Origin of the sequence: Allobosea lupini (assembly GCF_900109525.1) — a bacterium.
In the GTDB taxonomy this organism is placed as follows: domain Bacteria; phylum Pseudomonadota; class Alphaproteobacteria; order Rhizobiales; family Beijerinckiaceae; genus Allobosea; species Allobosea lupini.
This window is the reverse complement of record NZ_FOAN01000006.1, coordinates 229,535-252,945: the sequence shown is the minus strand read 5'-3', so window position 1 is coordinate 252,945 and position 23,411 is coordinate 229,535. Positions and strand designations below refer to the sequence as shown.

Annotated in this window: 29 protein-coding genes; 13 read left to right on the top strand and 16 right to left on the bottom strand. The window is 67.3% G+C overall.

Annotated elements, in window-relative coordinates:
* Nucleotide 1: 1 nt before the first annotated feature.
* Nucleotides 2-2,389 carry an AI-2E family transporter gene (locus BMZ21_RS19080; protein WP_091837709.1) on the top strand — a complete coding sequence of 796 codons (2,388 nt, stop codon included), beginning with the start codon at nt 2-4 and terminating at the stop codon, nt 2,387-2,389.
* A gap of 15 nt (nt 2,390-2,404) precedes the next feature.
* Here BMZ21_RS19080 and BMZ21_RS19075 read toward each other — a convergent pair whose 3' ends face one another.
* The 3 genes from BMZ21_RS19075 to BMZ21_RS19065 form a co-directional block, all read right to left on the bottom strand.
* Nucleotides 2,405-3,301, bottom strand: a complete 897-nt coding sequence (locus tag BMZ21_RS19075) for a hypothetical protein (RefSeq protein WP_091837707.1) — start codon at nt 3,299-3,301, stop codon at nt 2,405-2,407.
* A 120-nt stretch (nt 3,302-3,421) separates the two neighbouring features.
* Nucleotides 3,422-3,997 (bottom strand): NUDIX hydrolase, encoded by a 576-nt coding sequence (locus tag BMZ21_RS19070; RefSeq protein WP_091837704.1) that lies wholly within the window; start codon nt 3,995-3,997, stop codon nt 3,422-3,424.
* 37 nt (nt 3,998-4,034) lie between these two features.
* The gene (locus BMZ21_RS19065) at nt 4,035-5,066 is read right to left on the bottom strand and encodes a DUF3616 domain-containing protein (RefSeq protein ID WP_091837702.1); all 1,032 of its coding nucleotides are present in this window, start codon (nt 5,064-5,066) and stop codon (nt 4,035-4,037) included.
* Between the two features lie 380 nt (nt 5,067-5,446).
* Here BMZ21_RS19065 and BMZ21_RS19060 point away from each other — a divergent pair, with 380 nt between their 5' ends.
* Complete coding sequence (locus BMZ21_RS19060) at nt 5,447-5,890, top strand: hypothetical protein (protein ID WP_143079737.1); 444 nt, start codon at nt 5,447-5,449, stop codon at nt 5,888-5,890.
* 78 nt (nt 5,891-5,968) lie between these two features.
* Here BMZ21_RS19060 and argC read toward each other — a convergent pair whose 3' ends face one another.
* Nucleotides 5,969-6,943 carry an N-acetyl-gamma-glutamyl-phosphate reductase gene (argC, locus tag BMZ21_RS19055; protein WP_091837697.1) on the bottom strand — a complete coding sequence of 325 codons (975 nt, stop codon included), beginning with the start codon at nt 6,941-6,943 and terminating at the stop codon, nt 5,969-5,971.
* 335 nt (nt 6,944-7,278) lie between these two features.
* On the opposite strand from argC, the gene BMZ21_RS19050 reads away from it, so the two are divergent.
* Nucleotides 7,279-7,671, top strand: coding sequence for a hypothetical protein (locus tag BMZ21_RS19050; protein ID WP_091837694.1), 393 nt, complete (start codon nt 7,279-7,281; stop codon nt 7,669-7,671).
* A gap of 98 nt (nt 7,672-7,769) precedes the next feature.
* On the opposite strand, the gene aceB is transcribed toward BMZ21_RS19050, so the two are convergent.
* Nucleotides 7,770-9,377, bottom strand: a complete 1,608-nt coding sequence (aceB, locus tag BMZ21_RS19045) for a malate synthase A (RefSeq protein WP_091837691.1) — start codon at nt 9,375-9,377, stop codon at nt 7,770-7,772.
* A gap of 198 nt (nt 9,378-9,575) precedes the next feature.
* Here aceB and BMZ21_RS19040 point away from each other — a divergent pair, with 198 nt between their 5' ends.
* Nucleotides 9,576-9,863 (top strand): SH3 domain-containing protein, encoded by a 288-nt coding sequence (locus BMZ21_RS19040; protein WP_244543909.1) that lies wholly within the window; start codon nt 9,576-9,578, stop codon nt 9,861-9,863.
* A gap of 108 nt (nt 9,864-9,971) precedes the next feature.
* Here BMZ21_RS19040 and BMZ21_RS19035 read toward each other — a convergent pair whose 3' ends face one another.
* From BMZ21_RS19035 to ygfZ, 3 genes are read right to left on the bottom strand one after another with little or no spacing between them, the layout of a single operon-like run.
* Nucleotides 9,972-10,574 carry a YfbR-like 5'-deoxynucleotidase gene (locus BMZ21_RS19035; RefSeq protein ID WP_091837685.1) on the bottom strand — a complete coding sequence of 201 codons (603 nt, stop codon included), beginning with the start codon at nt 10,572-10,574 and terminating at the stop codon, nt 9,972-9,974.
* Entirely contained in the window at nt 10,574-11,209 is a 636-nt protein-coding gene (locus BMZ21_RS19030) for a DNA-3-methyladenine glycosylase I (protein WP_091837682.1), read from the bottom strand. Before BMZ21_RS19030 ends, BMZ21_RS19035 begins: the two co-directional genes overlap by 1 nt.
* Complete coding sequence (gene ygfZ / locus BMZ21_RS19025; RefSeq protein WP_091837679.1) at nt 11,206-12,093, bottom strand: CAF17-like 4Fe-4S cluster assembly/insertion protein YgfZ; 888 nt, start codon at nt 12,091-12,093, stop codon at nt 11,206-11,208. Before ygfZ ends, BMZ21_RS19030 begins: the two co-directional genes overlap by 4 nt.
* A gap of 287 nt (nt 12,094-12,380) precedes the next feature.
* On the opposite strand from ygfZ, the gene BMZ21_RS19020 reads away from it, so the two are divergent.
* The 4 genes from BMZ21_RS19020 to BMZ21_RS19005 all read left to right on the top strand — a co-directional run bounded on the left by BMZ21_RS19020 (nt 12,381) and on the right by BMZ21_RS19005 (nt 15,398).
* Nucleotides 12,381-13,043 carry a dihydrofolate reductase family protein gene (locus tag BMZ21_RS19020; RefSeq protein WP_091837677.1) on the top strand — a complete coding sequence of 221 codons (663 nt, stop codon included), beginning with the start codon at nt 12,381-12,383 and terminating at the stop codon, nt 13,041-13,043.
* Nucleotides 13,044-13,158: 115 nt separating this feature from the next.
* Nucleotides 13,159-13,581 carry a YciI family protein gene (locus tag BMZ21_RS19015; protein WP_091837674.1) on the top strand — a complete coding sequence of 141 codons (423 nt, stop codon included), beginning with the start codon at nt 13,159-13,161 and terminating at the stop codon, nt 13,579-13,581.
* A 74-nt stretch (nt 13,582-13,655) separates the two neighbouring features.
* Nucleotides 13,656-14,081, top strand: a complete 426-nt coding sequence (locus BMZ21_RS19010) for a YciI family protein (protein WP_091837672.1) — start codon at nt 13,656-13,658, stop codon at nt 14,079-14,081.
* A 42-nt stretch (nt 14,082-14,123) separates the two neighbouring features.
* Nucleotides 14,124-15,398: an RNA polymerase sigma factor gene (locus tag BMZ21_RS19005; protein WP_091837670.1), complete on the top strand. Its 1,275-nt coding sequence runs from the start codon at nt 14,124-14,126 to the stop codon at nt 15,396-15,398.
* Between the two features lie 105 nt (nt 15,399-15,503).
* On the opposite strand, the gene BMZ21_RS19000 is transcribed toward BMZ21_RS19005, so the two are convergent.
* From BMZ21_RS19000 to pdxH, 5 genes are all read right to left on the bottom strand, one after another.
* Nucleotides 15,504-15,773, bottom strand: coding sequence for a hypothetical protein (locus tag BMZ21_RS19000; RefSeq protein ID WP_244543908.1), 270 nt, complete (start codon nt 15,771-15,773; stop codon nt 15,504-15,506).
* A gap of 274 nt (nt 15,774-16,047) precedes the next feature.
* The gene (locus tag BMZ21_RS18995; protein WP_091837667.1) at nt 16,048-16,497 is read right to left on the bottom strand and encodes a TIGR02301 family protein; all 450 of its coding nucleotides are present in this window, start codon (nt 16,495-16,497) and stop codon (nt 16,048-16,050) included.
* The gene (locus BMZ21_RS18990) at nt 16,494-16,988 is read right to left on the bottom strand and encodes an NUDIX hydrolase (RefSeq protein ID WP_342029040.1); all 495 of its coding nucleotides are present in this window, start codon (nt 16,986-16,988) and stop codon (nt 16,494-16,496) included. Before BMZ21_RS18990 ends, BMZ21_RS18995 begins: the two co-directional genes overlap by 4 nt.
* Entirely contained in the window at nt 16,985-17,707 is a 723-nt protein-coding gene (locus tag BMZ21_RS18985; RefSeq protein WP_091838316.1) for an SDR family NAD(P)-dependent oxidoreductase, read from the bottom strand. Before BMZ21_RS18985 ends, BMZ21_RS18990 begins: the two co-directional genes overlap by 4 nt.
* A 71-nt stretch (nt 17,708-17,778) precedes the next feature.
* Nucleotides 17,779-18,393 carry a pyridoxamine 5'-phosphate oxidase gene (gene pdxH, locus BMZ21_RS18980; protein WP_091837665.1) on the bottom strand — a complete coding sequence of 205 codons (615 nt, stop codon included), beginning with the start codon at nt 18,391-18,393 and terminating at the stop codon, nt 17,779-17,781.
* Between the two features lie 148 nt (nt 18,394-18,541).
* On the opposite strand from pdxH, the gene BMZ21_RS18975 reads away from it, so the two are divergent.
* From BMZ21_RS18975 to BMZ21_RS18955, 5 genes are all read left to right on the top strand, one after another.
* Entirely contained in the window at nt 18,542-18,982 is a 441-nt protein-coding gene (locus tag BMZ21_RS18975; protein WP_244543907.1) for an RT0821/Lpp0805 family surface protein, read from the top strand.
* 85 nt (nt 18,983-19,067) lie between these two features.
* On the top strand, nt 19,068-19,991 hold the full coding sequence (locus tag BMZ21_RS18970; protein ID WP_091837660.1) for a DnaJ C-terminal domain-containing protein: 924 nt from the start codon (nt 19,068-19,070) through the stop codon (nt 19,989-19,991).
* 97 nt (nt 19,992-20,088) lie between these two features.
* Entirely contained in the window at nt 20,089-20,928 is an 840-nt protein-coding gene (gene fabI / locus BMZ21_RS18965) for an enoyl-ACP reductase FabI (protein ID WP_091837658.1), read from the top strand.
* 108 nt (nt 20,929-21,036) lie between these two features.
* On the top strand, nt 21,037-21,291 hold the full coding sequence (locus BMZ21_RS18960) for an AbrB/MazE/SpoVT family DNA-binding domain-containing protein (RefSeq protein ID WP_091837655.1): 255 nt from the start codon (nt 21,037-21,039) through the stop codon (nt 21,289-21,291).
* Nucleotides 21,285-21,605 carry a type II toxin-antitoxin system PemK/MazF family toxin gene (locus BMZ21_RS18955; protein WP_091837652.1) on the top strand — a complete coding sequence of 107 codons (321 nt, stop codon included), beginning with the start codon at nt 21,285-21,287 and terminating at the stop codon, nt 21,603-21,605. The genes BMZ21_RS18960 and BMZ21_RS18955 overlap by 7 nt, the downstream gene beginning before the upstream one ends.
* On the opposite strand, the gene folK is transcribed toward BMZ21_RS18955, so the two are convergent.
* Genes folK through folP form a run of 3 tightly spaced genes read right to left on the bottom strand, consistent with a single transcriptional unit; the run spans nt 21,593 to nt 23,312 of the window.
* Nucleotides 21,593-22,117 carry a 2-amino-4-hydroxy-6-hydroxymethyldihydropteridine diphosphokinase gene (folK, locus tag BMZ21_RS18950; protein ID WP_091837646.1) on the bottom strand — a complete coding sequence of 175 codons (525 nt, stop codon included), beginning with the start codon at nt 22,115-22,117 and terminating at the stop codon, nt 21,593-21,595. The genes BMZ21_RS18955 and folK overlap by 13 nt on opposite strands.
* Entirely contained in the window at nt 22,114-22,482 is a 369-nt protein-coding gene (gene folB / locus BMZ21_RS18945) for a dihydroneopterin aldolase (protein ID WP_091837644.1), read from the bottom strand. The genes folK and folB overlap by 4 nt, the downstream gene beginning before the upstream one ends.
* Complete coding sequence (gene folP / locus BMZ21_RS18940; RefSeq protein WP_091837641.1) at nt 22,479-23,312, bottom strand: dihydropteroate synthase; 834 nt, start codon at nt 23,310-23,312, stop codon at nt 22,479-22,481. The genes folB and folP overlap by 4 nt, the downstream gene beginning before the upstream one ends.
* Between the last annotated feature and the right edge of the window lie 99 nt (nt 23,313-23,411).

Below are 23,411 nucleotides of genomic sequence, written 5' to 3'. Positions count from 1 at the left end.
CATGACAACGACACCGGCTCCTAGCCGAAGGGTGGTCCAGCCAGAGGCGGGCGCCATCGCTGCGGCCGATCTGGCCGGGGCGGACATCGTCAAGGTGGCGGCGGCGCTCGTCTCGGCTGCGGTGATCATCGCAGCACTCTATTACGGGCAGGACATCCTGATCCCGCTCGCCTTCGCCTTCCTGATCGGCTTCGCGCTCAATCCCCCGGTGCTGTGGCTGCGCCGGCGCGGGCTGCCCAAGGTGATCGCGATCGTGGCGGTGATGACCGTCGTGCTCGTCCTGCTCGCCGGCCTCTTCCTCGTGCTGGGAACGCAGGTCCGATCGCTGGGCGAGCAACTCCCGAGCTATCAATCGACCATCCACAACAAGCTCAACGATCTCAAGGCGCAGTTCAGGGCGCCGGGGATGCTCGACGGCGCGCTCAACGCGATCGCGTCCCTGCAGAAGGAAGTGGAATCGGTGCAGGGCGCCGGTGCTCAGCGGGTCGAGATCGTGCCAGCGCCGGGCACCCAGATGCAGGTCGCGCTGGTCTGGCTCGGCCGTGTGCTCGAACCGCTGGCGACGGCCGGTATCGTCCTCGTCTTCGTGGTGCTGGCACTGCTTGACCGGACCGACCTGCGTGACCGGCTGCTGCGCATCCTTGGCGGCAACCTGCACCGCTCGACCGATGCCATCGAGGATGCCGGCAGGCGGATCAGCCGCTATCTTCTGATGCAGCTCGTGGTGAACACGACCTTCGCCATCCCGCTGGCGCTCGGCCTGTGGCTGATCGGCGTGCCCGGTGCGCTGCTCTGGGGCGTCGTCGCAGCCGTGCTGCGCTTCGTGCCTTATCTTGGCGCGCTGATTTCCGCGGTCTTTCCGCTGGCGCTGGCGTTCGCGGTCGATCCCGGCTGGCACATGGTGCTGTGGACGCTGGCGCTGATCGCGGGGCTCGAGCTCATCAGCAACAATATCGTCGAGCCGATGCTCTACGGCACCAGCACTGGCCTCTCGGCGATCTCGCTGATCGCCGCCGCGACATTCTGGACCGCGCTCTGGGGTCCGGTCGGCCTGATCCTGTCGACGCCGCTGACGGTCTGCCTATTGGTCCTCGGCAAGACCCTGCCGCAATTGCAATTCCTCGACACCCTGCTCGGCTCGGTGCCGGTGCTCAGTCCGACCGAACGCATCTACCAGCGCCTGCTCGCGGGCGATGTCGACGAAGCCATCGAGATCGCCGAAAGCGAGATCGAGACGCTCGCGGCGGTGCCTTTCTATGACGCCGTCGGCGTCGCGGTGCTGCGCCTCGCCAGCGACGATTATGGTCGGCAGGCGACTGCGGCGCATCGGCTGCGCGTCGCGGAGGGGATGGAGGCGCTGCTGGAAGAGTTGCGCGAGGCGCATCCCGCCACGGCTGCCGAGGGCCTGGCGCCCAAGGTGGTCTGCATCGGCGGCAAATGGGAGATCGATGCGATCGCCGCGCAGATGCTGACCCATGCGCTCGATCTCGAAGGCATCCCGGCGCAGGTGCGCAGGATCGCCCATGTCACGACGGGCTCGGTCGCCAGGCTCGATCTCGACGGGGTGCCGATCGTCTGTCTCAACTATTTCAGCAGCGAGCCCGATAGTGCCGCCCGGCAGTTCTGCCGGCGCCTGCGCCAGCGCTGGCCGGAGCTGACGATCATCGTGGTTCTCTGGAATGTGCCGCCCGAGAGGCTCGCAGGCGAGGCGAGCAAGGAGATCGGTGCCGACGAGATTGCGGCCTCGATCCAGGAGACGATCGGCCGGGTCCAGCGCCTGTTGCCAGAGACAGCGAGCGAACCGGCTGTGGCAGCGATGCCGGCCGACGATACCGAGCGCGTGGCGGCGCTTCATGGCACGGCGTTCCTCGACGAGGCGCTGCGCGACGATCTCGATGCGATCGCCAAGCGCGCAGCCGATGCCTTCGACGTCGACGTGGCGATGATCTCGGCGATCGATGCCGAGCAGGAGGTCGTGATCGGTGGCAGCAAGGAGCTGTCGGGCTTCGGCCGGGACGAGGCCGGACGGCCGATCCTGCCACGCCGGGCGGCGATCTGCGACCATGTCGTGGCCAGCGGCGAGACGTTGGTCGTCGCCGATACCGAGCGCGATGCCCGCTTCACCGACAATCCCGTCGCCAAGGCTTGGGGGTTGCGCTTCTACGCCGGGGCACCGCTGCGCTCGTCCGACGGCCATGTGCTGGGAGCGCTATGCATCCTCGATGCGGAAGCCCGCAATCTCGACCAGCGCGAACGCGAGCTGCTTGAGAAGCTCGCGGCCGATGTCGTCGAGACGATCAGCCGGGCTCGTGCCGGCAGCTCGCGACAGCAGTCCGGCGAGCCGGAAACCGAGGCAAGCGCGACCGTCGCGCAGCAAGTCCCGGACTGATCGCTGCCGCGTGCCTCAGAAGCTGTAGGCCGCCTTCACCTTCAGCAGATGCTGGCTGAAATTGGTGATGTCGAGATCGCCCGGCACGCCCTTGGCCTTTCCGGCGATCTGGACGTTGTAGGCGGCCGAGATGGCGAGCTGCTTGCTCGCCTGCCAGAAGATGCCGGGGCCGGCGAAGGTGGCGTAGCCGGCTTCCTTGCCGAAGCCGAGTTCGTTGTGGCGGCGCTGATGGCGCACTTCGCCGCTGAGATAGAGTCCGTCGAGCACTTGCCAGGCGAGCGACCCGCCGACCGTGAAGGTCGAGGAGCGCAGATAGGGGCTCGGCCCCGTCCAGGTCAGGTCGTGCGAGAGGTTGAGCGCGGCGTAGAGCTTGCCGGGGACGAGCGTCTTGTCGGCGAAAATGCGCAGGCCGGTGTTGTAGGTGGTGAAGTTGCCTGCGCCGGTCGGATCGGTGCGGTTGAAGCTGGGATCGACGATGACCGTCAGGCCGATGCCGTGCAGGTCGCGGCCGAGCAGCCGGTATTTCATCTCGACGCCGGCACCGGCGCTGCGGCTGTCGGCCTTGGCGCCGGCGATGGTGGCGTCGGTGTACCCGCCGAGGAGGTAAGGGCCGACCTCGAAGCAGGGGAAGAGCCCGTAGGAGCCCTGCAGCTGCAGGCCATGCGCGGCCTGGCGGCCGTCGCGGACACCGAAGCCGCCATTATAGGTCAGGCTGGCGCCGAAGGAGCCGGGATCGGCGACATCCGAGCCGGTGGTGAAGCCGAAGGCGTCGGTCGGGATGCCCTCGCTTTCGGTGCAGGCCGAGAGCACCGGCGGCGCGGCCGGGGCGCCCTTGCGCGAGGGCAGGTCGGCCGCGAAGGCGGGCGAGAACAGGCTCGCAGCGGCGAGAGCGACGACGGCGGGCTTGAGCATGGCTGGCGATCCTGTTGACGGACCCACTGTCGAGTAAATGCGAATGAGTCGCAACATGCACTCTTCGGTCACCGCGCTATACCGGCGTATTGTTGCTGCAATGCAACAGGCGCTGGCGGCTCAGCCTGGGACGCCTACGGTGCGCAGCCTTGCGAACGCCACCGGCGCGATCTCCGCCAGAGCTGCGATGGGCTTCCACGCGGCGGCATGGACTTCCTCTTCCTGGGCGATCAGCGGCAGGGCGGGATCGGCGATGAAGAGATATTGCAGGTCGTGATGGATGTGCGGCGGCTCGCTGCGGCGCGGATTGCCCGGCACCTCATGGCTGTCGATGGCGAAGGGCAGATCGCCGTCGCGATGCCAGGAATGCAGGACCGCAGCGGCGACACCGGTCTCCTCTACCGCCTCGCGCAGTGCCGAGTCGTGGAAGCTCGCGGCCGGCTCGTAATGGCCGCCGGGCTGGAGCCAGCGGCCGATCACGACATGGTCGATCAGCAGCACCTGCGCATGGTCGGGCGAGAGCACGAAGGCGCTGGTGGTGACATGGCCCGGCATGGTCTCGCGCCGGTCGAGGATATGGCGCTCGGAGATCTGCCAGCGCAGCAGTGCGAGCCGTTCGCGCGGGCCTGCGACCTCGGCGAGATAACGGGAGACGGTCGAATCGAGGCGCGCAAGGAAGCTCATGGCCGTGCGCATCGCATGTCCCGGGCCAGCCGGAAAGGCTGCATTCCGATCAGGGCAGCTTCAGCCGGTATTCCTCGAAGCCGCCGTTCTTCACGCTGTCATAGCCGACGAGGACGCGCAGTTCGCCGCGCTCCTGTGCCAGCACGGCGAGCGCCTCCGCCTTGCCGTCCTTGCGCCGGGGCAGCTGGCCGAGCTCGCTGGCGCCGGCTGGGTCAGCGGGGTCGAGCAGCATGATCGCATAGGGTACGTCCTGCTCCTGCGCCGGGCCGACGAGGACGAGCAGGCGGCCATCGGCGAGCGGGGCGAGATCGCGCACGCCGCGCTGAGCTCCGGCGGCAAAGGCGAGGAGCTGCGGCTTGCCCGTTCCCGGCTCGCTGCCCGGCTTGAACAGTTCGGCGACGCTGCCGCCGACGAGGAAGGCGCGCCCGCCAAGTGCTGGCGCGCGCAGGCCGAGCCAGAGCCGGTCGCCGACCACCGCGAGGCCTTCGATGTTGAGCCCGTTGCTCGTCTCGTCGAGCGCCTTGCCGACGAAGGGGGCGACCTCGCCGGCCGCGCCGAGCAGATCGGCGACGCGCCAGCTCAGCTCGGGCGTGCCCGCCTCGCCGTTGCCGGCAGCGATCCGGGCCAGCAGGAAGGATGAAGGCCGGTATTCGCCGCTGCGCCGCGAGCAGCCATGCGAGCCGACGACATAGAAATGGCGGTCGGCAAAGGCGACGCCCTCGCCGTCGAAATCCTCGAAATCGCCCTGCTGCGGGCAGCCGATCGTCGGCTGGCGCCCGCTTGCGCCGGCGGGGGCGCTATCCTTGATCAACGGCAGGCTCGGGCCTGGGACGATCCCGCCCTGCTTCAGCGTCGCGAACTGGGCGGCCTTGTTCTCGTCATTGATCACGAGGCAGCGATAGTCGCCGCCGGCAGGCGGGCGGCAGGCGATGCCGCTGATGTCCTTGGCGGCCTTGCGCGGCTTCTTGCCGGCGAAGTCGGAGGTGGCCTCGACCTTGCGCTCGGGCTTCAGAGCCTCGGCGCGAGCGGCATCGGTTGCGAAGAGGCCGAGCGCGAAGGCGGACAGGATCACGAGCCGCATGGTCTTGCTCCGATGGAAAGAGCGGAAATAGGGGGGACAGGGGCGGTTGCAAAGGCCGGAGCGTCAATTCTTGCGCCGGGCGAGGACGGCTGATTGGAGGAGCGATTTTCGCCTTTCGAGATGAGCGCGCGGTCAGTTCCGCTGCCCACGTCCAAGCGCTGTCCCCACCCGAGGCGATCCCGCAGGCGTTGTACCGATTGAGCGGCCGCGAGGCTTGGCAGGCGCGTGCGCTGCTCGCTATCGTGGGGAATGGGCCAGGAAGCGGCAGGCGAGGATGCTCGAGCCGCTATCTTCCGCGCTTGTAGTCGAACGAGGTGGCGGTGGCGAATGTCGAGCCCGGCGGCAGCTCATTCTTCGGCAGGGCGCCTTGGCTGCTTCTCATGCTGTCGGCCGGGCTCGCCGCCTATTTCGGGCTGTCTTCGCTGCTGCTGCCGTTCTTCGGGGCGCCGGACCTCTACACGGGAATCGAGCGCTGGATCGTTCCGGCAGCAGGCGCGCTCCAGCTCGCAGCCGCTGCGGTGGCCTTCATGTTCATCGCCCGGCGCGATCTGCGCGGCGCAACCCTCGCCGTGGCCGCGTGCTGGATGCTGGGGTGCCTGGGGGCTCTGCCAGCCGTCATCTGCAGCGGGTTCGACGTCAACGCCGAACCGCGGCTCACATTGGCCTACTTCCTCGCATTGCCCGTGATCGCGGTCTCGGCCGCGGCGCTGGCGTGGGGGAACCGCCATCCGATCCTGGCCGCCTTCATCGTGACCGCGCCGACATTGGCCGGCCTCCTGTTCACCATCGCCTTCGCGATCATGATCGCGCTGCACGGCTTTTGAACCGCGACGCCGGCTCCGCTTCCGCACATGAGCGGACCTCCGCAGCAGATTGAACAACTGCGCGGAGGCCCGCCGTCATCACGGCCAGACGGGTGCGCCGTCCAGCCCCGCTGTTTCCGGCAGGCCGCAGATCAGGTTCGCGTTCTGCACCGCCTGGCCCGCCGCTCCCTTGCCGAGATTGTCGACCACGCCCAGCGCGATCACCAGGTTGCGCTCCGGATCGGCCGCATAGCTGACGAAAGCGAGGTTCGAGCCGGTCGCCCATTTGGTCTGCGGCGGCCTGTCGGTCACGCGGACGAAGGAGCGCCCGGCGTAGAAGCGCCGCGCCGCGTCCAGGCACTGCTGCGTAGTGGCGCGGCCGCGGCAGTAGATGGTGGCGAGGATGCCGCGGGTCATCGGCACCAGATGCGGCGTGAACACCAGCCCGGCCGCGCTGCCGCCGCTCAGCCGCTCGATCGTTTTGGCGATCTCGGGCATGTGGGTGTGCCTGAGCAGCCCGTAGGGCACAAGGTTCTCGTTGCTCTCGGCATAGCCGAACTTGCTGTCGCCGCCCCGGCCGGCGCCGGAGATGCCTGTCTTGACGTCGATCACGATGTTGCCGGGCTCGATCAGCCTGTCGGCCAGCAGGGGCGCGAGCGCGGTCAGCGTCGCCGCAGGGAAGCAGCCGGGATCGGCGACGCGGCTCTGCCCCTCGATCTCGGCCGGCCAGATATCGGCGAGGCCATAGGCCCAGCCGTCGACATAGCGGTGGTCGCCGCCGATATCGACGATCTTCACGTGCCTGGGGACGCGTGCCAGCGCCTCGGCCGAGGCGCCGGTGGGCAGCGACGCGAACAGCAGGTCGAGCTTCGGCAGGGCCGCAGGGTCCCATTTCTCGATGACCAGTTCGGCCAGCTTGGCGGGCACACCGGGGAAGCGGTCGACCAGGCGGCTGCCGGCGCTGCTCTCGCCGGCGGCGTAGACCAGCTCGAATGACGGGTGGCTCGCGATCAGGCGCAGCGCCTCGCCGCCGCCAAAACCGCTGATGCCGACAATGCCGACGCGAATGCTCATGGTGGTGTCCTCTTGGGGGGTGGGCAAAGAAAAACCCCCGGAGCCGAGGGCTGCGGGGGTTCAGGAATGCGGGTCGAAGTCGCTTCGGCTGTGGCCTATGGTGAGGCCTTTACGCGGAAGGACGGTGATCGACGCGCAGCCAAGAAGCCGCCGCTCGGATGAAGCGGCGTCGGCGTCGGTCGCAAATGGTCCGGTTCCTGAGCATGCCCCGGGACACTGTCGGCACCGATAGTCGTCGTCAAGTGCGATGGCTGCCGACGGCCCGAGTCGGACTTGTCGCACAACATACTGGAACCACCGTTGTCGAAGGCCACCCGGTCGTGCATGCATCTCTCATGACGACGCTCAAAATTCATGATGGGGACCCGAACGGTCATTTGGCATTCGGTCTCAAGGAGATTCTCGCGCTCATACGGCCCAGTTCCGATGGCGCCGAATGGGAGATCGACCATGCTAGTGAAGAGTTCTGGGCGACAGGTGAAGACGTTCGTGGAATCGAAGCACTGGTCGGATCAGGAAAGCGAGTGTCAGGCGAAGCCCTGCTTTCGCTTGTCGATGGCTTGCATCAAGTCATCTGGGGCGAATTTAGAGCGTTCGATGGATCAGATACCCGTCCTTGGGTGACTGTGCGCGCGATTGATAGTTCATATTTCGACATCGAGACAAATGACGATATGATCGTCAACCTGGTGAGACGGCATTGCAATAATGTTCAGTCAGCAGGCTGACGTCCGCTTCCGGCCAAAAGCGGACACAGACTGACATCTACGGCCAAGCGTCAGAAAGCAAACCCGCGCCACCCATCTGAGCGGCGCGGGTCGTTAGCTCAGCCCAGCTTCCCGTAAGCCGGCACGGTCAGGAACTCCTCGAACTCCGGCGCGAGTGAGAGCTTCGAGAACAGGTCGATCGCCTCGGGGAAGCGGCCCTTGTCATAAGCCTCGGCTCCAAGCTCGCCCTTCACCCGCGCCATCTCCTCGGGCAGGCAGCGCTTGAACAGGTCGGCGTCGACCTTGGCGCCGCCTTCGAGCGCGACGCCGTACTGGACGAACTGCCAGATCTGGGCGCGGCTGATCTCGGCGGTCGCAGCGTCTTCCATCATGTTGTAGATCGGCACCGCGCCGCGGCCGCGCAGCCAGGCTTCGAGATACTGCACGCCGACGCGGATGTTCTCGCGGAAGCCCTCTTCGGTGCGGGTGCCCTGATGCACTTCGAGCAGGTTCTCGCGCCCGACCTGCACATCTTCGCGCAGCTTGCCGAGCTGGTTCGCCTGCGGCATCAGCCGATCGAACACCTCCATCGCGACGGGGACGAGGTCGGGATGGGCGACCCAGGTGCCGTCATGGCCGTCGCCGGCCTCGCGCTCCTTGTCGGCCTTGACCTTGGCGAACGCGGCGGCATTGGCCTCGGGATTGTTCTTGACCGGGATCTGCGCCGCCATGCCACCCATGGCGAAGGCACCACGGCGATGGCAGGTCTTGATCAAGAGCAGCGAATAGGCGCGCAGGAAGGCCTTGGTCATCACCACCTGCGAGCGGTCGGGCAGGACGAAGGCCTTGTTGCGGGCGAGCTTCTTGATGAAGGAGAAGATGTAATCCCAGCGGCCGCAGTTCAGGCCGGCCATGTGCTCGCGCAGTTCGTAGAGGATCTCGTCCATCTCGAAGGCGGCGGGCAGGGTCTCGATCAGCACGGTCGCCTTGATCGTGCCGGTCTTCAGGCCGAGCGCGGTCTGGGCGGCGACGAAGACGTCGTTCCAGAGGCGTGCCTCGAGATGGCTCTCGAGCTTGGGCAGGTAGAAATAGGGGCCCGAGCCCTGGGCCAGCGCCGCCTTGGCGTTGTGGAAGAGATAGAGGCCGAAATCGACCAGCGAGCCCGAGGCGACCTCGCCGTCGATCTCGATATGGCGCTCGGGCAGGTGCCAGCCGCGCGGGCGGATGATCAGGACGGCGGGCTTGTCCTTGAGCTTGTAGGCCTTGCCCGAGGTCGCATCGGTGAAGTCGATCTTGCCGGCCCAGCGGTCTTTGAGGTTGATCTGGCCCTCGACCATGTTGGCCCAGACCGGCGAGGAGGCATCCTCGAAATCGGCCATGAAGACCTTGGCGCCGGAGTTCAGGGCGTTGACGATCATCTTGCGGTCGACCGGACCGGTGATCTCGACGCGGCGGTCCTGCAGATCGGCCGGGATGGCTGCGACCTTCCAGTCGCCTTCGCGGATGTGCCTGGTCTCAGGCAGGAAGTCCGGGGTCTCGCCGGCGTCGAAGCGCTTCTGGCGCTCCTTGCGCAGAGCGAGCAGGCGCTTGCGGGTCTCGTTGAAGCGGCGCTGCAGATCGGCGACGAAAGCGAGCGCGTCATGGCTCAGGACCTCGTCATAGCGCTCGGCGAGCGCGCCCTTCACGACGACGCCGGCAGGAAGCTTCAGGCTGGTCGGGGCGGTCATGGCTGTCATCTCCCAGAGCTGCGATCGGATGAATGCATTATGGGGCTACATGATTATTGCTGGAACCGCAGAGAATGTCAGATGATCTGATCACGAATGGAAACAATCCGTAGCGGACGCGAAAGCGGCCCTGACGTCGCCATTGCAAATGCGTGTCACGGCGCGGGGCGTGCCGGTTGACGATCAGGGGATATGTTCATGACCGCCATCCGCCTCGGCCTTCTGACAGCCGCATTCGCCGCGTGCCTATCGGCTGCGCCGGCCTTCGCCCAGAACCGTTGCGCCGTCACCGATCCGACCGGCACGCCGCTCAACATCCGCGAGACGCCGAATGGCGAGATCATCGGCCGCGTCAGCAATGGCGCCGGCATCCGCGTGATGAATACGTCCTTCGACGAGCGCGGCCGACCCTGGGCCCTGATCAGCCCGCGCGGGCGGAATCATGTGGTGGGCTGGGTCTACCGGGAATTCGTGTCCTGTTATTGAGCAAGGGCGTCATGCTCGGGCTTGACCCGAGCATCTCGGAAACCAGTGCCTTCTCGTCCTGAGATTCTCGGCTCTTCGCTGCGCTCCGGCCGAGAATGACGTGCGGCACTACCGCTCGGCCAACTCGCCAAATCGCCTCAGAAACGCGCCCTGCGCCACTTCCGTCGCCTGCGGCTCGATCAGCGCCAGCACCTCGCGCGGCAAAGCCTGAGGCCGCCCGAAGAAGCGCAAGGCCTCTTCGCGCTCGAAGCCGGCGAGCTCTGTCGCTTCCAGGAAGGCCGAGATCTTGTCGGCGTCCTTGGTCTTGCGCTTGACGATCGCCGGCGTTGCCGCCGGCAGGCCGAAGCGCAGATGGATCGCCGCCAGCAAGCGCAGTTCGACGCCCTTGTAGGCATCGCCCATCACTGCCTTGAACGGCGAGATCATGTCGCCGATGACGTATTCCGGCGCGTCGTGCAGCAGCGCCATCAGGCGCCATTCACGCGACCAGTCCGGATTGAGATGGCCGGCGATCGCCTCGACCAGCAGGCAATGCTGCGCCACCGAGAAGGAATGCGCGCCGCGTGTCTGGCCGTTCCAGCGGGCGACGCGAGCAAGGCCATGGGCGATGTCCTCGATCTCGACATCGAGTGGCGAGGGGTCGAGCAGATCGAGCCGCCGGCCCGAGAGCATGCGCTGCCAGGCGCGCGGCGGAGCGGGCGGTTTGGCCATCAGGCGGCGGGGCGCGTGTCGCGGGCGAGGGCCGCGCATTCCTGCCAGCGGAAGCAGCCGGTGAGGTGGTCGTTGACCATGCCGCAGGCCTGCATCACCGCATAGACGATGGTCGGGCCGCAGAAGGTGAAGCCGGCCGCCTTGAGCTCCTTGGAGATCGCCTTGGAGACGGCGGTCTCGGCCGGAACCTGCTCATGGGTGCGGAAGGCGTTCTGGATCACGCGTCCGTCGAGATGCTTCCAGAGGAAGTCGGCGAAGGGGCCCTTTTCGCTCAGCCTGAGATAGGCCTGCGCATTGCGGATCGTGCCCTCGATCTTGCCGCGATGGCGCACGATGCCGGCATCGGCCAGCAGCCTTTGGACATCGGTCTCGCCGAAGCGGGCGACCGTCTCGGGCTCGAAACCGGCGAAGCCGGCGCGGAAGGCGTCGCGCTTACGTAGGATGGTGATCCAGGACAGGCCGGCCTGGAAGCCGTCGAGCATCAGCTTTTCCCAGAGCGTGCGGGAATCGTATTCCGGCACGCCCCATTCGGTGTCGTGATAGGCAAGATAGAGCGGATCGCTCCCCGGCCAGATGCAGCGATATTTGCCGTCGTGCCCCTCGACCGCCTCGCGCCCGCCGGTAACGTCATTCATGCTGCCGCTCCGAATTCTGGTTCGCCCGGATAGGGGAAGCGGATGAAGGACGGCTTGGGCGCCAGCGTGAAGGCGAGGCCACCGGCGTCCATTTCGTGCCCGGCGGCGAGCGCATCCGCCACCCGGTCGAGCCGCAACAGGGCAAGGCCGCGGCCATCGGCACAGGAGCCGACGCGGCCGAGCGTCTTGCCGCCGGCGCTGGCCTCGACGCCGTCATCCGGGTTGAGGCCCTCGCTGAAAACGACCGGCACGACGCGCGAGCGGGCGGTGCCGCGGTGCTGCATGCGCGAGACCACCTCCTGGCCGATATAGCAGCCCTTCCTGAAGGACACGCCGCCGAGCTGGTCGAACAGCGCTTCATGCGGGAAGGTGTCGCCATAGAGGAAATCGCGCCCGCCATCGGGAATGCCGAGGCCGATGCGACGGGCGTGGTAGTCGTCCATCGACGCATCGACGAGCTCGTCGGCGCCATCCAGATCGACGATGGCGCGCTCGCCGAGCTCGGGGAGGCGCGGATCGGCATAGACCAGCCCGGCATCGGCCGGCAACCTGCCGCCATCGGTCGCGGCGATCACCGTCGCTCGCTCGCTGAGATCGTCGAGCGCGACCTTGGCGCGCAGCTTGTAGAGCTTCAGCTTCTTCATCAGGTCGGGGATCTGGAGCAAGGGCGTATCGAGCAGGAAGCCGCCGCCTTCCGCGTCCGGCACGGCGACAACCAGAAAATCGCCGATGATCTTGCCTTGCGGTGTCAGCAGCCCGCCGTATCCGGCGCGCTCGGGCGTGACGGTCTCCATCGCGTTGGTGACGATGTTGTCGAGGAAGTCGCGGGCGTCGTCGCCGCTGACGCGGATGACGCCGCGGTCGACCAGTCTGGTTACCGGCATGGTGGGGCTCTCTGAGCGATCGCTGTTTCGGCATGGGGCGCCGTTCGCCCCGATAGTTAGGGTGCTTCGGCCAAAGGCTCAACCGATGCGATCGGGGTGACAGGAAACGGGTGCCGTACGCCGCGCGGCCGCCCCGGTGAAATTTTTTCCGAGGACCTGTCGATCCGGCGTTTTCCCATTCGACGTGTCAGCAAGAAGCAGCGGAGGCCGCTGGTCATTGCGGCGCCCGCCCGAGCTTCGAAAGACGCAATGCGGGACCAGGCTCCCGCGCGTTCGGGAGAGATCAGATGAGACAAGTCGTTGCTGCCACCTTCGTGTCCCTCGATGGCGTCATGCAGGCGCCGGGCGGCCCGCAGGAGGATCCGCAGGGTGGCTTCAGCCATGGCGGCTGGACCTTCCATTACTGGGACGAGGCGATGGGCAAGGTGATGGACAAGGCGTTGTCCGACGAGTTCGACCTGCTGCTCGGCCGCCGGACCTACGACATCTTCGCGGCGCACTGGCCCTATGCCGGCGACGATCCGATCGCGGTCAAGTTCAATGCCATCACAAAATATGTCGCGACCTCGGAGCCGCAGACGCTGAGCTGGCAGAACAGCGTCGCGCTCCATGGCGATGTCGCGGCGGAAGTCGCGGCGCTGAAGCGCCAGGATGGGCGCAAGCTCCTGCTGCAGGGCTCGAGCGAATTGATCCAGGCGCTGCTGGCGAAGGACCTGATCGACGAGATCACGCTGCTGACCTTCCCGGTCGTGCTCGGCAAGGGCAAGCGGCTGTTCGGCAAGGGCGCCATGCCCGCCGCCTTCAAGCTCACCGAGAGCAGCGCGTCCAGCACCGGCGTCCTCATGGCGACCTATCGCCGCGAGGGCGAGGTCACCACCGGCTCCTTCGAGTTCGCCGAGCCGAGCGCCGCCGAAATCGCCCGCCGCGAAAAATATGCGGCCAGGGGCTGAAAAAAATTCGCAGGCCTGTCGATCGGGGCGCGCCTCGTTCGACGTGACGACAGAGGGCGGGAATTCTCCCGCCCTATAGCGAAGCGAAACCAACGCCACAGACAGGAGAAGACCGATGCGTGTGATGGTTCTGGTCAAGGCCGACAAGGACAGCGAAGCGGGCGTGATGCCGAGCGAGGACATCCTCACCCGGATGGGCGCCTACAACGAGGAACTGGTGAAGGCCGGCGTGATGCTGGCGGGCGACGGTCTGCATCCGAGTTCGAGGGGGGTGCGCATGCGCTTCTCAGGATCGCAGAGGGTGATCACCGACGGCCCCTTCGCCGAGACCAAGGAGCTGCTCGCCGGTTTCTGGATCTGGCAGGTCCGCTCTTTCGACGAGGCGGTCGAGTGGCTGAAGCGCGCGCCGTTCGACGGCGGCACCGAGATCGAGCTGCGCCCGATCTTCGAGATGGAGGATTTCGGCGAGGCCCTGACGCCGGAGCTGCGCGAGCAGGAAGAACGCCTGCGTGCCGAGACGGAGAAGCGCGCCGGCTGACATTCTCAGAACGTCATTCAACCAGACCGGTGCGAGGCGAGGCCCGCGCCGCTCCAACCAAGCGGAGAAGACAGATGCGTTTCATGGTTCTGGTCAAGGCGACCAAGGACAGCGAAGCCGGCGCCCCGCCGACCCGCGAGCTGGTCGACGCGATGATGGCCTATAACGAAGAGCTGGTGAAAGCCGGCATCATGAAGGGCGGTGACGGGCTGCAGCCGAGCGCTAAGGGCGCACGCGTGCAGTTCGATGGCGAGAAGCGCGCTGTGGTCGACGGGCCGTTCGCGGAGACCAAGGAACTGGTCGCCGGCTACTGGCTCTGGGAGTGCAAGTCGCTCGACGAGGCAATCGCCTGGGTCAAGCGCTGCCCCAACCCGATGCCTGGGCCGTCCGAGATCGAGATCCGCCCGGTCGTCGACCTCGCCGATTTCGGCGATGCTGTCTCGCCCGAGGCCGACGCGGCCTGGAAGCGTCTCAAGAAGGAAGTCGGCGACAACGGCTGAGCCGCTTGCCAGCTTCCATGCTGATGGTGTGTATCGCAGGCCATGACGGCAAGCGATGCACACCCCGCCATCGAGGCGGTCTTCCGGATCGAGGCCCCGAGACTGATCGCGGGCCTCGCCCGCGTCACCCGCGATGTCGGCCGGGCCGAGGAGCTGGCGCAGGACGCGCTCGTCGCTGCGCTGCAGCAATGGCCGAGCGAGGGCGTACCGCGCAATCCCGGCGCCTGGCTGATGCAGGTGGCCAAGCACCGCGCGCTCGACGACCTCCGGCGCGCCAGGATGCTGAAGCGCAAGCATGAGGAGATCGGCCGCGACCTCGACGAGGACGATGACCCGGTCGCCGGGATCGAGGACGCGCTCGACGACGAGGTCGGCGACGACCTGCTGCGCCTGATCTTCACCGCCTGCCATCCCGTCCTCTCGGTCGAGGCTCGCCTGGCGCTGACGCTGCGCCTGATCGGCGGCCTCACCACCGAGGAGATCGCCCGCGCCTTCCTGGTGCCGGAATCGACGATGGCGCAGCGCCTGGTCCGGGCCAAGAAGGCTCTGGCCGAGGCCAAGGTGCCCTATGAGGTGCCGCATGGTCCCGAGCTGGCGAACCGCCTCGCCTCGGTGCTGGAGGTGGTCTACCTGATCTTCAACGAGGGCTATGCCGCGACTGGCGGCGAGGACTGGGTCCGCCCGGCTCTGTGCCAGGAGGCGATGCGGCTCGGGCGCATCCTTGCCGGGCTTGCGCCGCAGGAGCCGGAGGTGCACGGCCTCGTCGCGCTGATGGAGCTGCAGGCTTCGCGCCTGCGCGCCCGGATCGGCCCGGACGGCGAGCCGGTGCTACTGCTCGACCAGAACCGGGCGCGCTGGGACCGTCTGCTGATCAATCACGGCCTCAAGGCGCTGGAGACGGCGCGGCGGCTGTCGACCGAGCCCAGCCCTTATGTCCTGCAGGCCGAACTCGCCGCCTGCCATGCCCGCGCCAATACCGCCGAGGAGACCGACTGGCGCAGGATCGCTTCGCTTTATGGCGCTCTTTTTGCTCTGACGCCCTCGCCGGTGATCGAACTCAATCGCGCCGTGGCAGTCTCGATGGCGGAGGGGCCGGCGGCGGGACTGGTGCTGGTCGATGCGCTCGCCTCGGCACCGGCGCTGAAGAACTACCACCTGCTGCCGAGCGTGCGCGCCGATTTCCTGGTCAAGCTCGGCCGGCATGATGAGGCGCAGGCCGAGTTCACCCGGGCCGCCGGGATGACCCGGAACCGGCGCGAGCGCGATTTGCTGCTCGGACGGGCGGAAACGGCGCGACAGGCGCAAGGCGTGAATTGAATGCGCCGGTCGTCATTCTCGGCCGGAGCGTAGCGAAGAGCCGAGAATCTCAGGACGGTCAGGCACTCGTTTCCGAGATGCTCGGGTCAAGCCCGAGCCAGGCGCTCAGTGGCGCGTGCCGGTGGTGAAGTTGCCGCAGCGGATCTTCTCCGGCAGGGCCTCGGCGAAGACGGCGGTCGCCTCCTCGCCATAGGTCTCGACCAGCGTGCGCATCGCCGCGAACAGCGCGGCATGGGCCAGCGAGTCGGAGTCGAGCCCGTCCTGGCGCGCCTCGATGAAGGCGTCTTCGACATAGCAATAGGCAACGCGGCGGGCGTCCTTGACGTCCTCGGCGAGGGTCGGGTCGAGCGGCAGGTCGTCGGAGAGAGCGGACATGAAGGCAGCGGTATCCGGCGTCTGAAGGAACCTGTCGGACGGAACGGGCGCGCATGGACCGCGACTGTTCCAGTGATTTGCCCGGTCAGGATACGATCCGTCGATGGCCGGCGCCATCACGGTCTTTAAGAAAGGTTAATTCTCGGGGGACAATTCTGCTTAAGAATGGCGCAAGCCCGTGCCGAAACCGCATCGCCAAGCCTCCCGGACGATGCAAAACGGGAGTTCATCCTGCGCCAAAATCGTTGATTGTCCCGAAAACGGGCATCCTGCTTCAGCCGCCGAAGCGGCTCGCCAGCGCCTTGGCCAGCTTCTCGCCCTCTTGCGCCAGACGGGCGGAGGCCTCCTGGGTGCCGTCGCTGCAGGTGCGGTGCGTCGCCGAATAGGCGCGGTAGCCGCGGTTATAGGCGCTGGCCAGCCGCTCGCGCCGCTGGGGCGAGCGGCCTTCCGATTCGAGCAGGGTTGCCATGCGTTCGCGCCAGTCCTGCGCCTCGCGGGCCTCGCAGAGCGTGCGCAGATAGGAGAGCGAGCCGATGATCTCGGCGAGCTGCAGCAATTGCGGCTCATAGGGCGGGGCGGGCGATTCAGGTTCCGGCGGGGCCGGCTCGGCGGGACGTTGCTGCTGCTGTTGCGGCTGGGCCGGCCGCCGGGCCTGCGCCAGCAGCGCCTGCGGGCTCGCGGTCAGCGCGGCGAGCATCAGGGCTGCGAGCGCGCCTTTCGTCATGCGCCGGCCTTGCCAGTGACAATGGCGGCAGCGCGGCGCAGCACGTCGCCGAGCTCGCGCGTCGTCGGCAGGCCGCCGAGCTTGAGGGGATCTGCCCACATCACGGCACCGGCTTCGGGGCCCGGCCGCGGCTCGCCGGCGAGCCATTCGCCGACGAAGGAAGCGATGACGAAATGATGGGTCACCGCGCCCTTGGGGTCGCGGCCGACGATCTCGACATGGCGGTTAAAGCCGATGATCCGGGCACTGATGCCGACCTCCTCCTCGAGCTCGCGCAGCGCCGCCTCCTCCAGGCTCTCGCCGGCCTCGACCTTGCCGCCGGGCAGCGACCAGAGCTGGTCGGCCGGAGGCTTGGTCCGCGTCGCCAGCAGGACCTTGCCGTCGCGGAAGACGGCGATCGAGGCGGCCAGCACCGGGCGCGCCGCGGCGCGGGCGGGATTGGGGAAGGGGATGACCCGGTTGTTGTCCTGGCCGTTGTCCTGCCCGCTCACACGTGCTGCCCGCCATTGATATGGAGCTCGGCGCCGGTGACGTAGCTCGAGGCATCGGTGCAGAGGAAATGGATCGCCTTGGCGACCTCCTCGGTCTTGCCGAGGCGCTGCATCGGCAACTTCTCGACGATCTTGTCGGTGCCGGGGGAGAGGATGGCGGTATCGATCTCGCCGGGCGAGATCGCATTGACGCGGATGCCGAGCGGGCCGAAATCGGCGGCCATCTCGCGGGTCAGGCTGGCGAGCGCTGCCTTCGAGGTCGCATAGGCCGCCCCGGCGAAGGGGTGGACGCGCGAGCCGGCGATCGAGGTGACATTGACGATCGCGCCCTTCGCGACGGTCAATTCGTCGAGCAGACCGCGCGCCAGCATAATCGGCGCGAAGAAGTTGACCTGGAAGACCTGGTGCCAGTCGTTGAACGAGGTCGTCGCAGCCCCGAGCCGGCCGCCCTTCGGCCCCTTCGGCGAGATGCCGGCATTGTTGACGAGCGCGTTGAGCTTGCCGCCCTCGGCGGCGAGGCGCTTCTTGATCTCGGCGATGCCGCGCATCGTGTCCTCGGGGTCGCCGAGGTCGATCTGGACGTGGTCGTCGGCGCCCGAGGGCCAGGGGCACTTGTCCGAGAAGGCCTGGCGCGAGCAGGACAGGATGCGCCAGCCGGCCATGGCGAACTGCATCACCGTGGCATGGCCGATGCCGCGGCTGGCGCCGGTCAGCAGCATGACCGGGCGCTTGCCCGCTTCAGTCTTCGGGAAGTCGAACTTGGGCATGGCCATGTGGTTGTGACTTTCCCTCAGGGGTAGAGCCGCGCCTTCGTCCAGGCGTCGGCCGGCGTGGCGCGGCGGAAGACGATGCGGTCATGCAGGCGGAAGGCACCGTCGCGCCAGAACTCCATGTAGACCGGGGCGATGCGGAAGCCGGTCCAGTGTGGCGGGCGCGGCACCTCGCCGACGCCGAATTTCAGCGCGTAGCTCGCCACCGCCTTTTCAAGCGCGAACCGGCTTTCAAGCGGCCTGGACTGCTGCGAGGCCCAGGCGCCGATCCGGCTGTCGCGCGGGCGCGACTGAAAATAGGCGTCGGCCTCGGCGTCGCTGACGCGGCTGACCGGGCCCCGGAGGCGGACCTGCCGGCGCAGGCTCTTCCAATGGAACAGCGCGGCCGCCTTGGGCTGGCCGGCGAGCTCCTCGCCTTTCTGGCTCTGGGTGTTGGTGTAGAAGACGAAGCCCTCGGGGCTGCGCCCGTTGAGCAGGACCATGCGGGAATTGGGCATGCCGTCGGCATCGACCGTCGAGAGAGCCATGCCGTTCGGATCGTTCGGCTCGGAGGCCTTGGCTTCCTCCAGCCAGCTTTCGAACAGGGCGAAAGGCTCCTGAGCCTCGGTGAAGTCACCGCTCGTTAACGGATTCACGTCTTAAATCCTCGCAAGTTTTGGAAGCGTCGGGCGAGCGCGATCCGTAATGCGGTTTGAGTTGGCAGTCATATATAAGCCCCGCGCGCAGCGGAGCCAGAGGCCGCGTGAGCGCAGTCCCCTTGCATCAGGGGCATCGCTCCTCGGCGTGCTCCTGCTCGGGTTGGCCTCGGCGGGCTGCTCGATCTCCTTCCCGATCATGGGTCTGTCGAGCAAGGCCGAGGACGAGGTCGCGATGACCACCGCCTCGGTGCTGCCGGCCCGCGCCGTCGAGGGCAAGAGCCCGCTCGCCACGCTCGCGCCCGATCTCGGTCCCGAGGACTGGCGCCGGGCGGAGGGCGCCATGGCGCTGGCGCTCGATCCGCAGGGCAACGGCGCGCCGGTCTCCTGGGACAACGCCCAGAGCGGCATGAAGGGCACGTTCACGCCGGTCGGCGGGCCGTTCCTGAGATCGGACGAGATCTGTCGCGCCTTCCTGGCCTCGATGAGCCTGCAGACCGGCCCCGTGAAACTGCAGGGCACCGCCTGCCGGCCGTCGGGTGGCGAATGGGCGGTGAAAGATGCAAAACCGTGGAAAGGTGCGGCCTGAAGCCTGTTGCAACCGCGCCACAGTCTTCCCATCTAGGGAGCGGTTCCGGTACGCCGGAATACGAAGCTTCCGAGGGTGTGTTTGAATGCGTGATCCGTATCAGGTTCTGGGCGTGGCGAAATCGGCCGACGAGGCCGATATCAAGAAGGCTTATCGCCGCCGCGCCAAGGACCTGCATCCCGACCGCAACCAGGGCGATCCGAAGGCGCAGGAGAAATTCTCCGAGCTGAACACGGCTTATGAAGTCCTCGGCGACGCCGACAAGCGCAAGCAGTTCGATCGCGGCGAGATCGACGCCGAGGGCAAGCCGCGCTTTTCCGGCTTCGAGGGCATGGGTGCCGGGCGGCGCGGTGCGCAGCATGGCGGCTTCGATTTCCATTTCGACGGCGGCGGCCCCGGCCGCGGCGGCGATCCCGGCTTCGATCCGGCCGATATTTTTGGCTCGCTCTTCGGCGAGGCGGCCAGACGCGGTGGCGGGCGTGGCCGGCAGAGCCAGCCGCAGAAGCCGCCGGAGCAGAGCTTCACCCTCGAGGTCGGGCTGGCCGAGGCGGTCAATGGCGGCACGCGCCGGGTGAAGCTGCCCGGCGGGCGCGAGGTCGAGGTGACGATCCCCGAGGGCGTCGCCGACGGCAAGGTCATGCGCCTGCGTGGCCTCGGCCAGACCCATCCGCTCACCGGCGAGGCCGGCGACGTGCTGATGACGATCAAGGTGAAGCCCGATTCCCGCTTTACCGTCGACGGCATCAATCTGCGTGCGCGCGTCGCGGTGCCGCTGGCGACCGCGGTGCTGGGCGGGCCGATCCATGTGCCGACGCTGTCGGGCGCCGTCGAGATGAAGGTGCCGCCGCTGACCGGCACGGCGCGCCAGTTCCGCCTGCGCGGCAAGGGCCTGCCCGGCGCCAAGAAGGGCGAGCATGGCGACCTTTTCGTCTCAATCGACATCGAGATGCCCAGCGAGGATGCCGAGCTGACCGCGCTGATGAAGGCGCGGGCCGGCGGAGACGCCTGAACAGGATTTCGGCACAGGGCGCTTCCACCCTTCGGCCGCCTCGGTTATGAGACCGTCCGGTTCTCTTTTGCCGGTTCGTCCAGTTCGAAGGTCTCAGATGCCTGAATCCAGCAGCGCCGCCCCGACCGCCAACCTCCTGCGGGGCAAGCGCGGTCTCGTCATGGGCGTCGCCAACAACCGCTCGATCGCCTGGGGCATCGCCAAGGCTGCGGCGGATGCCGGCGCCGAGCTCGCCTTCACCTATCAGGGCGATGCGCTGAAGAAGCGGGTCGAGCCGCTGGCGCAGCAGCTCGGCGGCCATGTCGTCGGCCATTGCGACGTCACCGATGGGGCGACGATCGACGCCGTCTTCGCCGAAATCGAAAAGCTCTGGGGCAAGCTCGACTTCGTCGTCCACTGCATCGCCTTCTCCGACAAGGATGAGCTGACCGGCCGCTATGTCGACACGACCGAGGCCAATTTCTCGAAGTCGCTGCTGATCTCCGCCTACTCGTTCACCGCGATCACCCAGCGTGCCGAAAAGCTGATGCCGGATGGCGGCTCGCTGCTGACGCTGACCTATTACGGCGCCGAGAAATGGATGCCGCACTACAACGTCATGGGCGTCGCCAAGGCCGCGCTGGAATCGAGCGTGCAGTATCTCGCCGCCGATCTCGGCCCATCGAAGATTCGCGTCAATGCGATCTCGGCCGGGCCGATCAAGACATTGGCGGCGTCGGGCATCGGCGATTTCCGCTATATCCTGCGCTGGAACGAGTACAACTCGCCGCTGCGCCGCACGGTCACGATCGAAGAGGTCGGCGAGACCGCGGTGTTCCTGGTCTCCGACATGTCGCGCGGCATCACCGGCGAGGTGATGCATGTCGATGCCGGCTACCATGTCGTCGGCATGAAGGTGCCGACCGCGCCGGACATCTCGCTCGACAAGGGTGAGTGAGGCTGAGGCGCGCCCGCAACGGCGTGCTGCAGGGGGCCTATTCTGTAGCTACTTTGTTGTAACGGAATGGCATATCGCCTATCTTGCTCGCGAGATCGGGAGCGAGCGATGCTGAGTGCAGTCAAGAAATTCGGGAACTCTGCCGGCATCCTGATCCCCAAGCCCTTGCTGGCCGAGATCGGCGCCAAGGCCGGCGACAGCGTCGAACTCAAGGTCGAGGGCGGGCGCCTCGTGATCGAGCCCGTTATCCGCCCGGCGCGTGCTGGCTGGGCCGAGGACTCGCAGCGGCTCGCACGGGAACAGGACGACGGACTCGTCTGGCCGGAATTCGGCAACAGCGAGGATGAGACCCTGACATGGTGAAGCGCGGCGAGATCTGGCTGGCCGCGCTCGATCCAACGATCGGCAGCGAAATCCAGAAGACACGGCCTTGCGTCGTCATCTCGCCGCCGGAAATCCACGATCATCTGCGGACTGTCATCGTCGCACCGATGACGTCGGGCAGTCGCCCTGCCGGCTTTCGTGTGCCGGTGCAGTTTCAGGGCGTCGACGGGCTGATCCTGCTCGAGCAGAGTCGCGCGCTCGACAAGCAAAGGCTCCGAAGGAAGCTCGGCAGCGTTGCCGACGCGACCCTCGGGCAGGTATTGCAAACCTTGCGGGAGCTCTACGCGGACTGAGCCGGTGAGACGGAGTGCAGCCGGCGTGTTCCGTCCTCGTCCCGGTTGACATCCTGGCTCGCGATCACCGCCAGCAGATCAACGACGCTGCGTTCCCCTATCGTGATCCCCGGCGCGATCTCCGCCAGCGGCGCCAGCACGAAGGCGCGTTCGGCGATGCGCGGATGCGGGACCTGCAGGCCGGGCCGATCGATCGTCTGCCCGCCATAGGTCAGGATGTCGATGTCGAGCGTGCGTGGTCCCCAGCGCTCGCGACGCTCGCGGCCGCTCTCGCGCTCGATGGCGAGGCAGAGCGACAGCAGGTCCTCGGCCGGAAGCGTGGTCTCGATCAGAACCGCCATGTTACGGAATTCCGGCTGGTCGAGCTTGCCCCAGGGCGCCGTGCGCCAGACCGAGGACACGGCCTTGACCTCGACGGCGGCGTGCGCGCGCAGCCGCGACAGGGCCGCAGCGAAGGCCGCCACGGGATCGCCGAGATTGCCGCCGAAGCCGAGCGTCGCCTCGACGATCACCGCGTGAAGTCCAGCTTGACCCCGACCGAATCCATGCGGCCCGGGATGGGCGGGGCGGGCTTGCGCAGCGTGACCGCGACCTTGGTCACGGCGGGGTATCCGGCCAGGATCGCCTCGGCCAGAGCCCGCGCCGCCGCTTCCAGCAGCTTGAAGCGCTTGCCCGAGAAGGTGCGCGTCACCAAGCCGACGACCTCGCCATAATCGACGGTGTCGGCGATGTCGTCGCTGAGCGAGGATGCGCGCAGGTCGCAGTCCAGCACGAGGTCCATCGAGAAGCGCTGGCCGAGACGGCCCTCCTCGGCGAAATGGCCGTGATAGGCGTAGAGGTCGAGCGCCTCGATGAAGATCTGTCCGGTCGCGCTCATTGTGCTGCTCCGATCGCCACCCAGATTTTCAAGGCATCGACATGCTCGTCGACGTCATGGGCGCGGATGATGGCGGCGCCTTGCCTGACGCCGTAGAGATGCGCGGCGATGCTGGCGGCGACGCGCTGCGCCGGCACCGCCTTGCCGATGACATGGCCGAGCACCGATTTGCGGGAGGCGCCGAGCAGGACCGGGCAGCCGAGCTCGCCGAGCCGGCGAAGCTCTCTCATCAGCAGCAACGACTGCTCCGCAGTCTTGCCGAAGCGGCCGATGCCGGGATCGACGACGATCTGGCTGCGCGGCACGCCGGCTGCGATGGCGATTTCGATCGAGCGCTCGAGGAAGCGCATGACGTCGCTGAGGATATCGAGTTCGGGGTCGATCTCCTCACGGTTGTGCATCAGGACGATCGGGGCGCCATGGCGGGCCGCGACGCCGGCGATGGCAGGCTCGCGCTGCGCACCCCAGACATCGTTGACGATCGAGGCGCCGACCTTGAGCGCGGCGTCGGCGACTTCGGCCTTGTAGGTGTCGATCGAGATCGGGATGTGGCTCTGCGCGACGATGCCGGTGATCACCGGCAGGACCCGGGCGAGCTCGCTTGCCGCATCGAGGCGGGTATGGTCCGGCCGCGTCGACTCGCCGCCGACATCGACGATGTCGGCGCCCTGCCGCGCCAGCGTCAGCCCATGCGCGACCGCCACGGCGGGGTCGGCGAAGAGGCCGCCATCCGAAAAGGAATCCGGGGTGACGTTGACCACGCCCATCAGCAGGGGCCTGGCGCCGAGGTCGAGCCTGCGGCCATCCGGCAATGTCAGCGTGGCGCTCATGCGGCGATCGGGTTGATGCTGGAGGCTGCCTCTTACACATGGCGGCGGGGCGCGGCCACCACAAAGCTCACGAGGCGGTGAGGATGCGGCCTGCGGCGG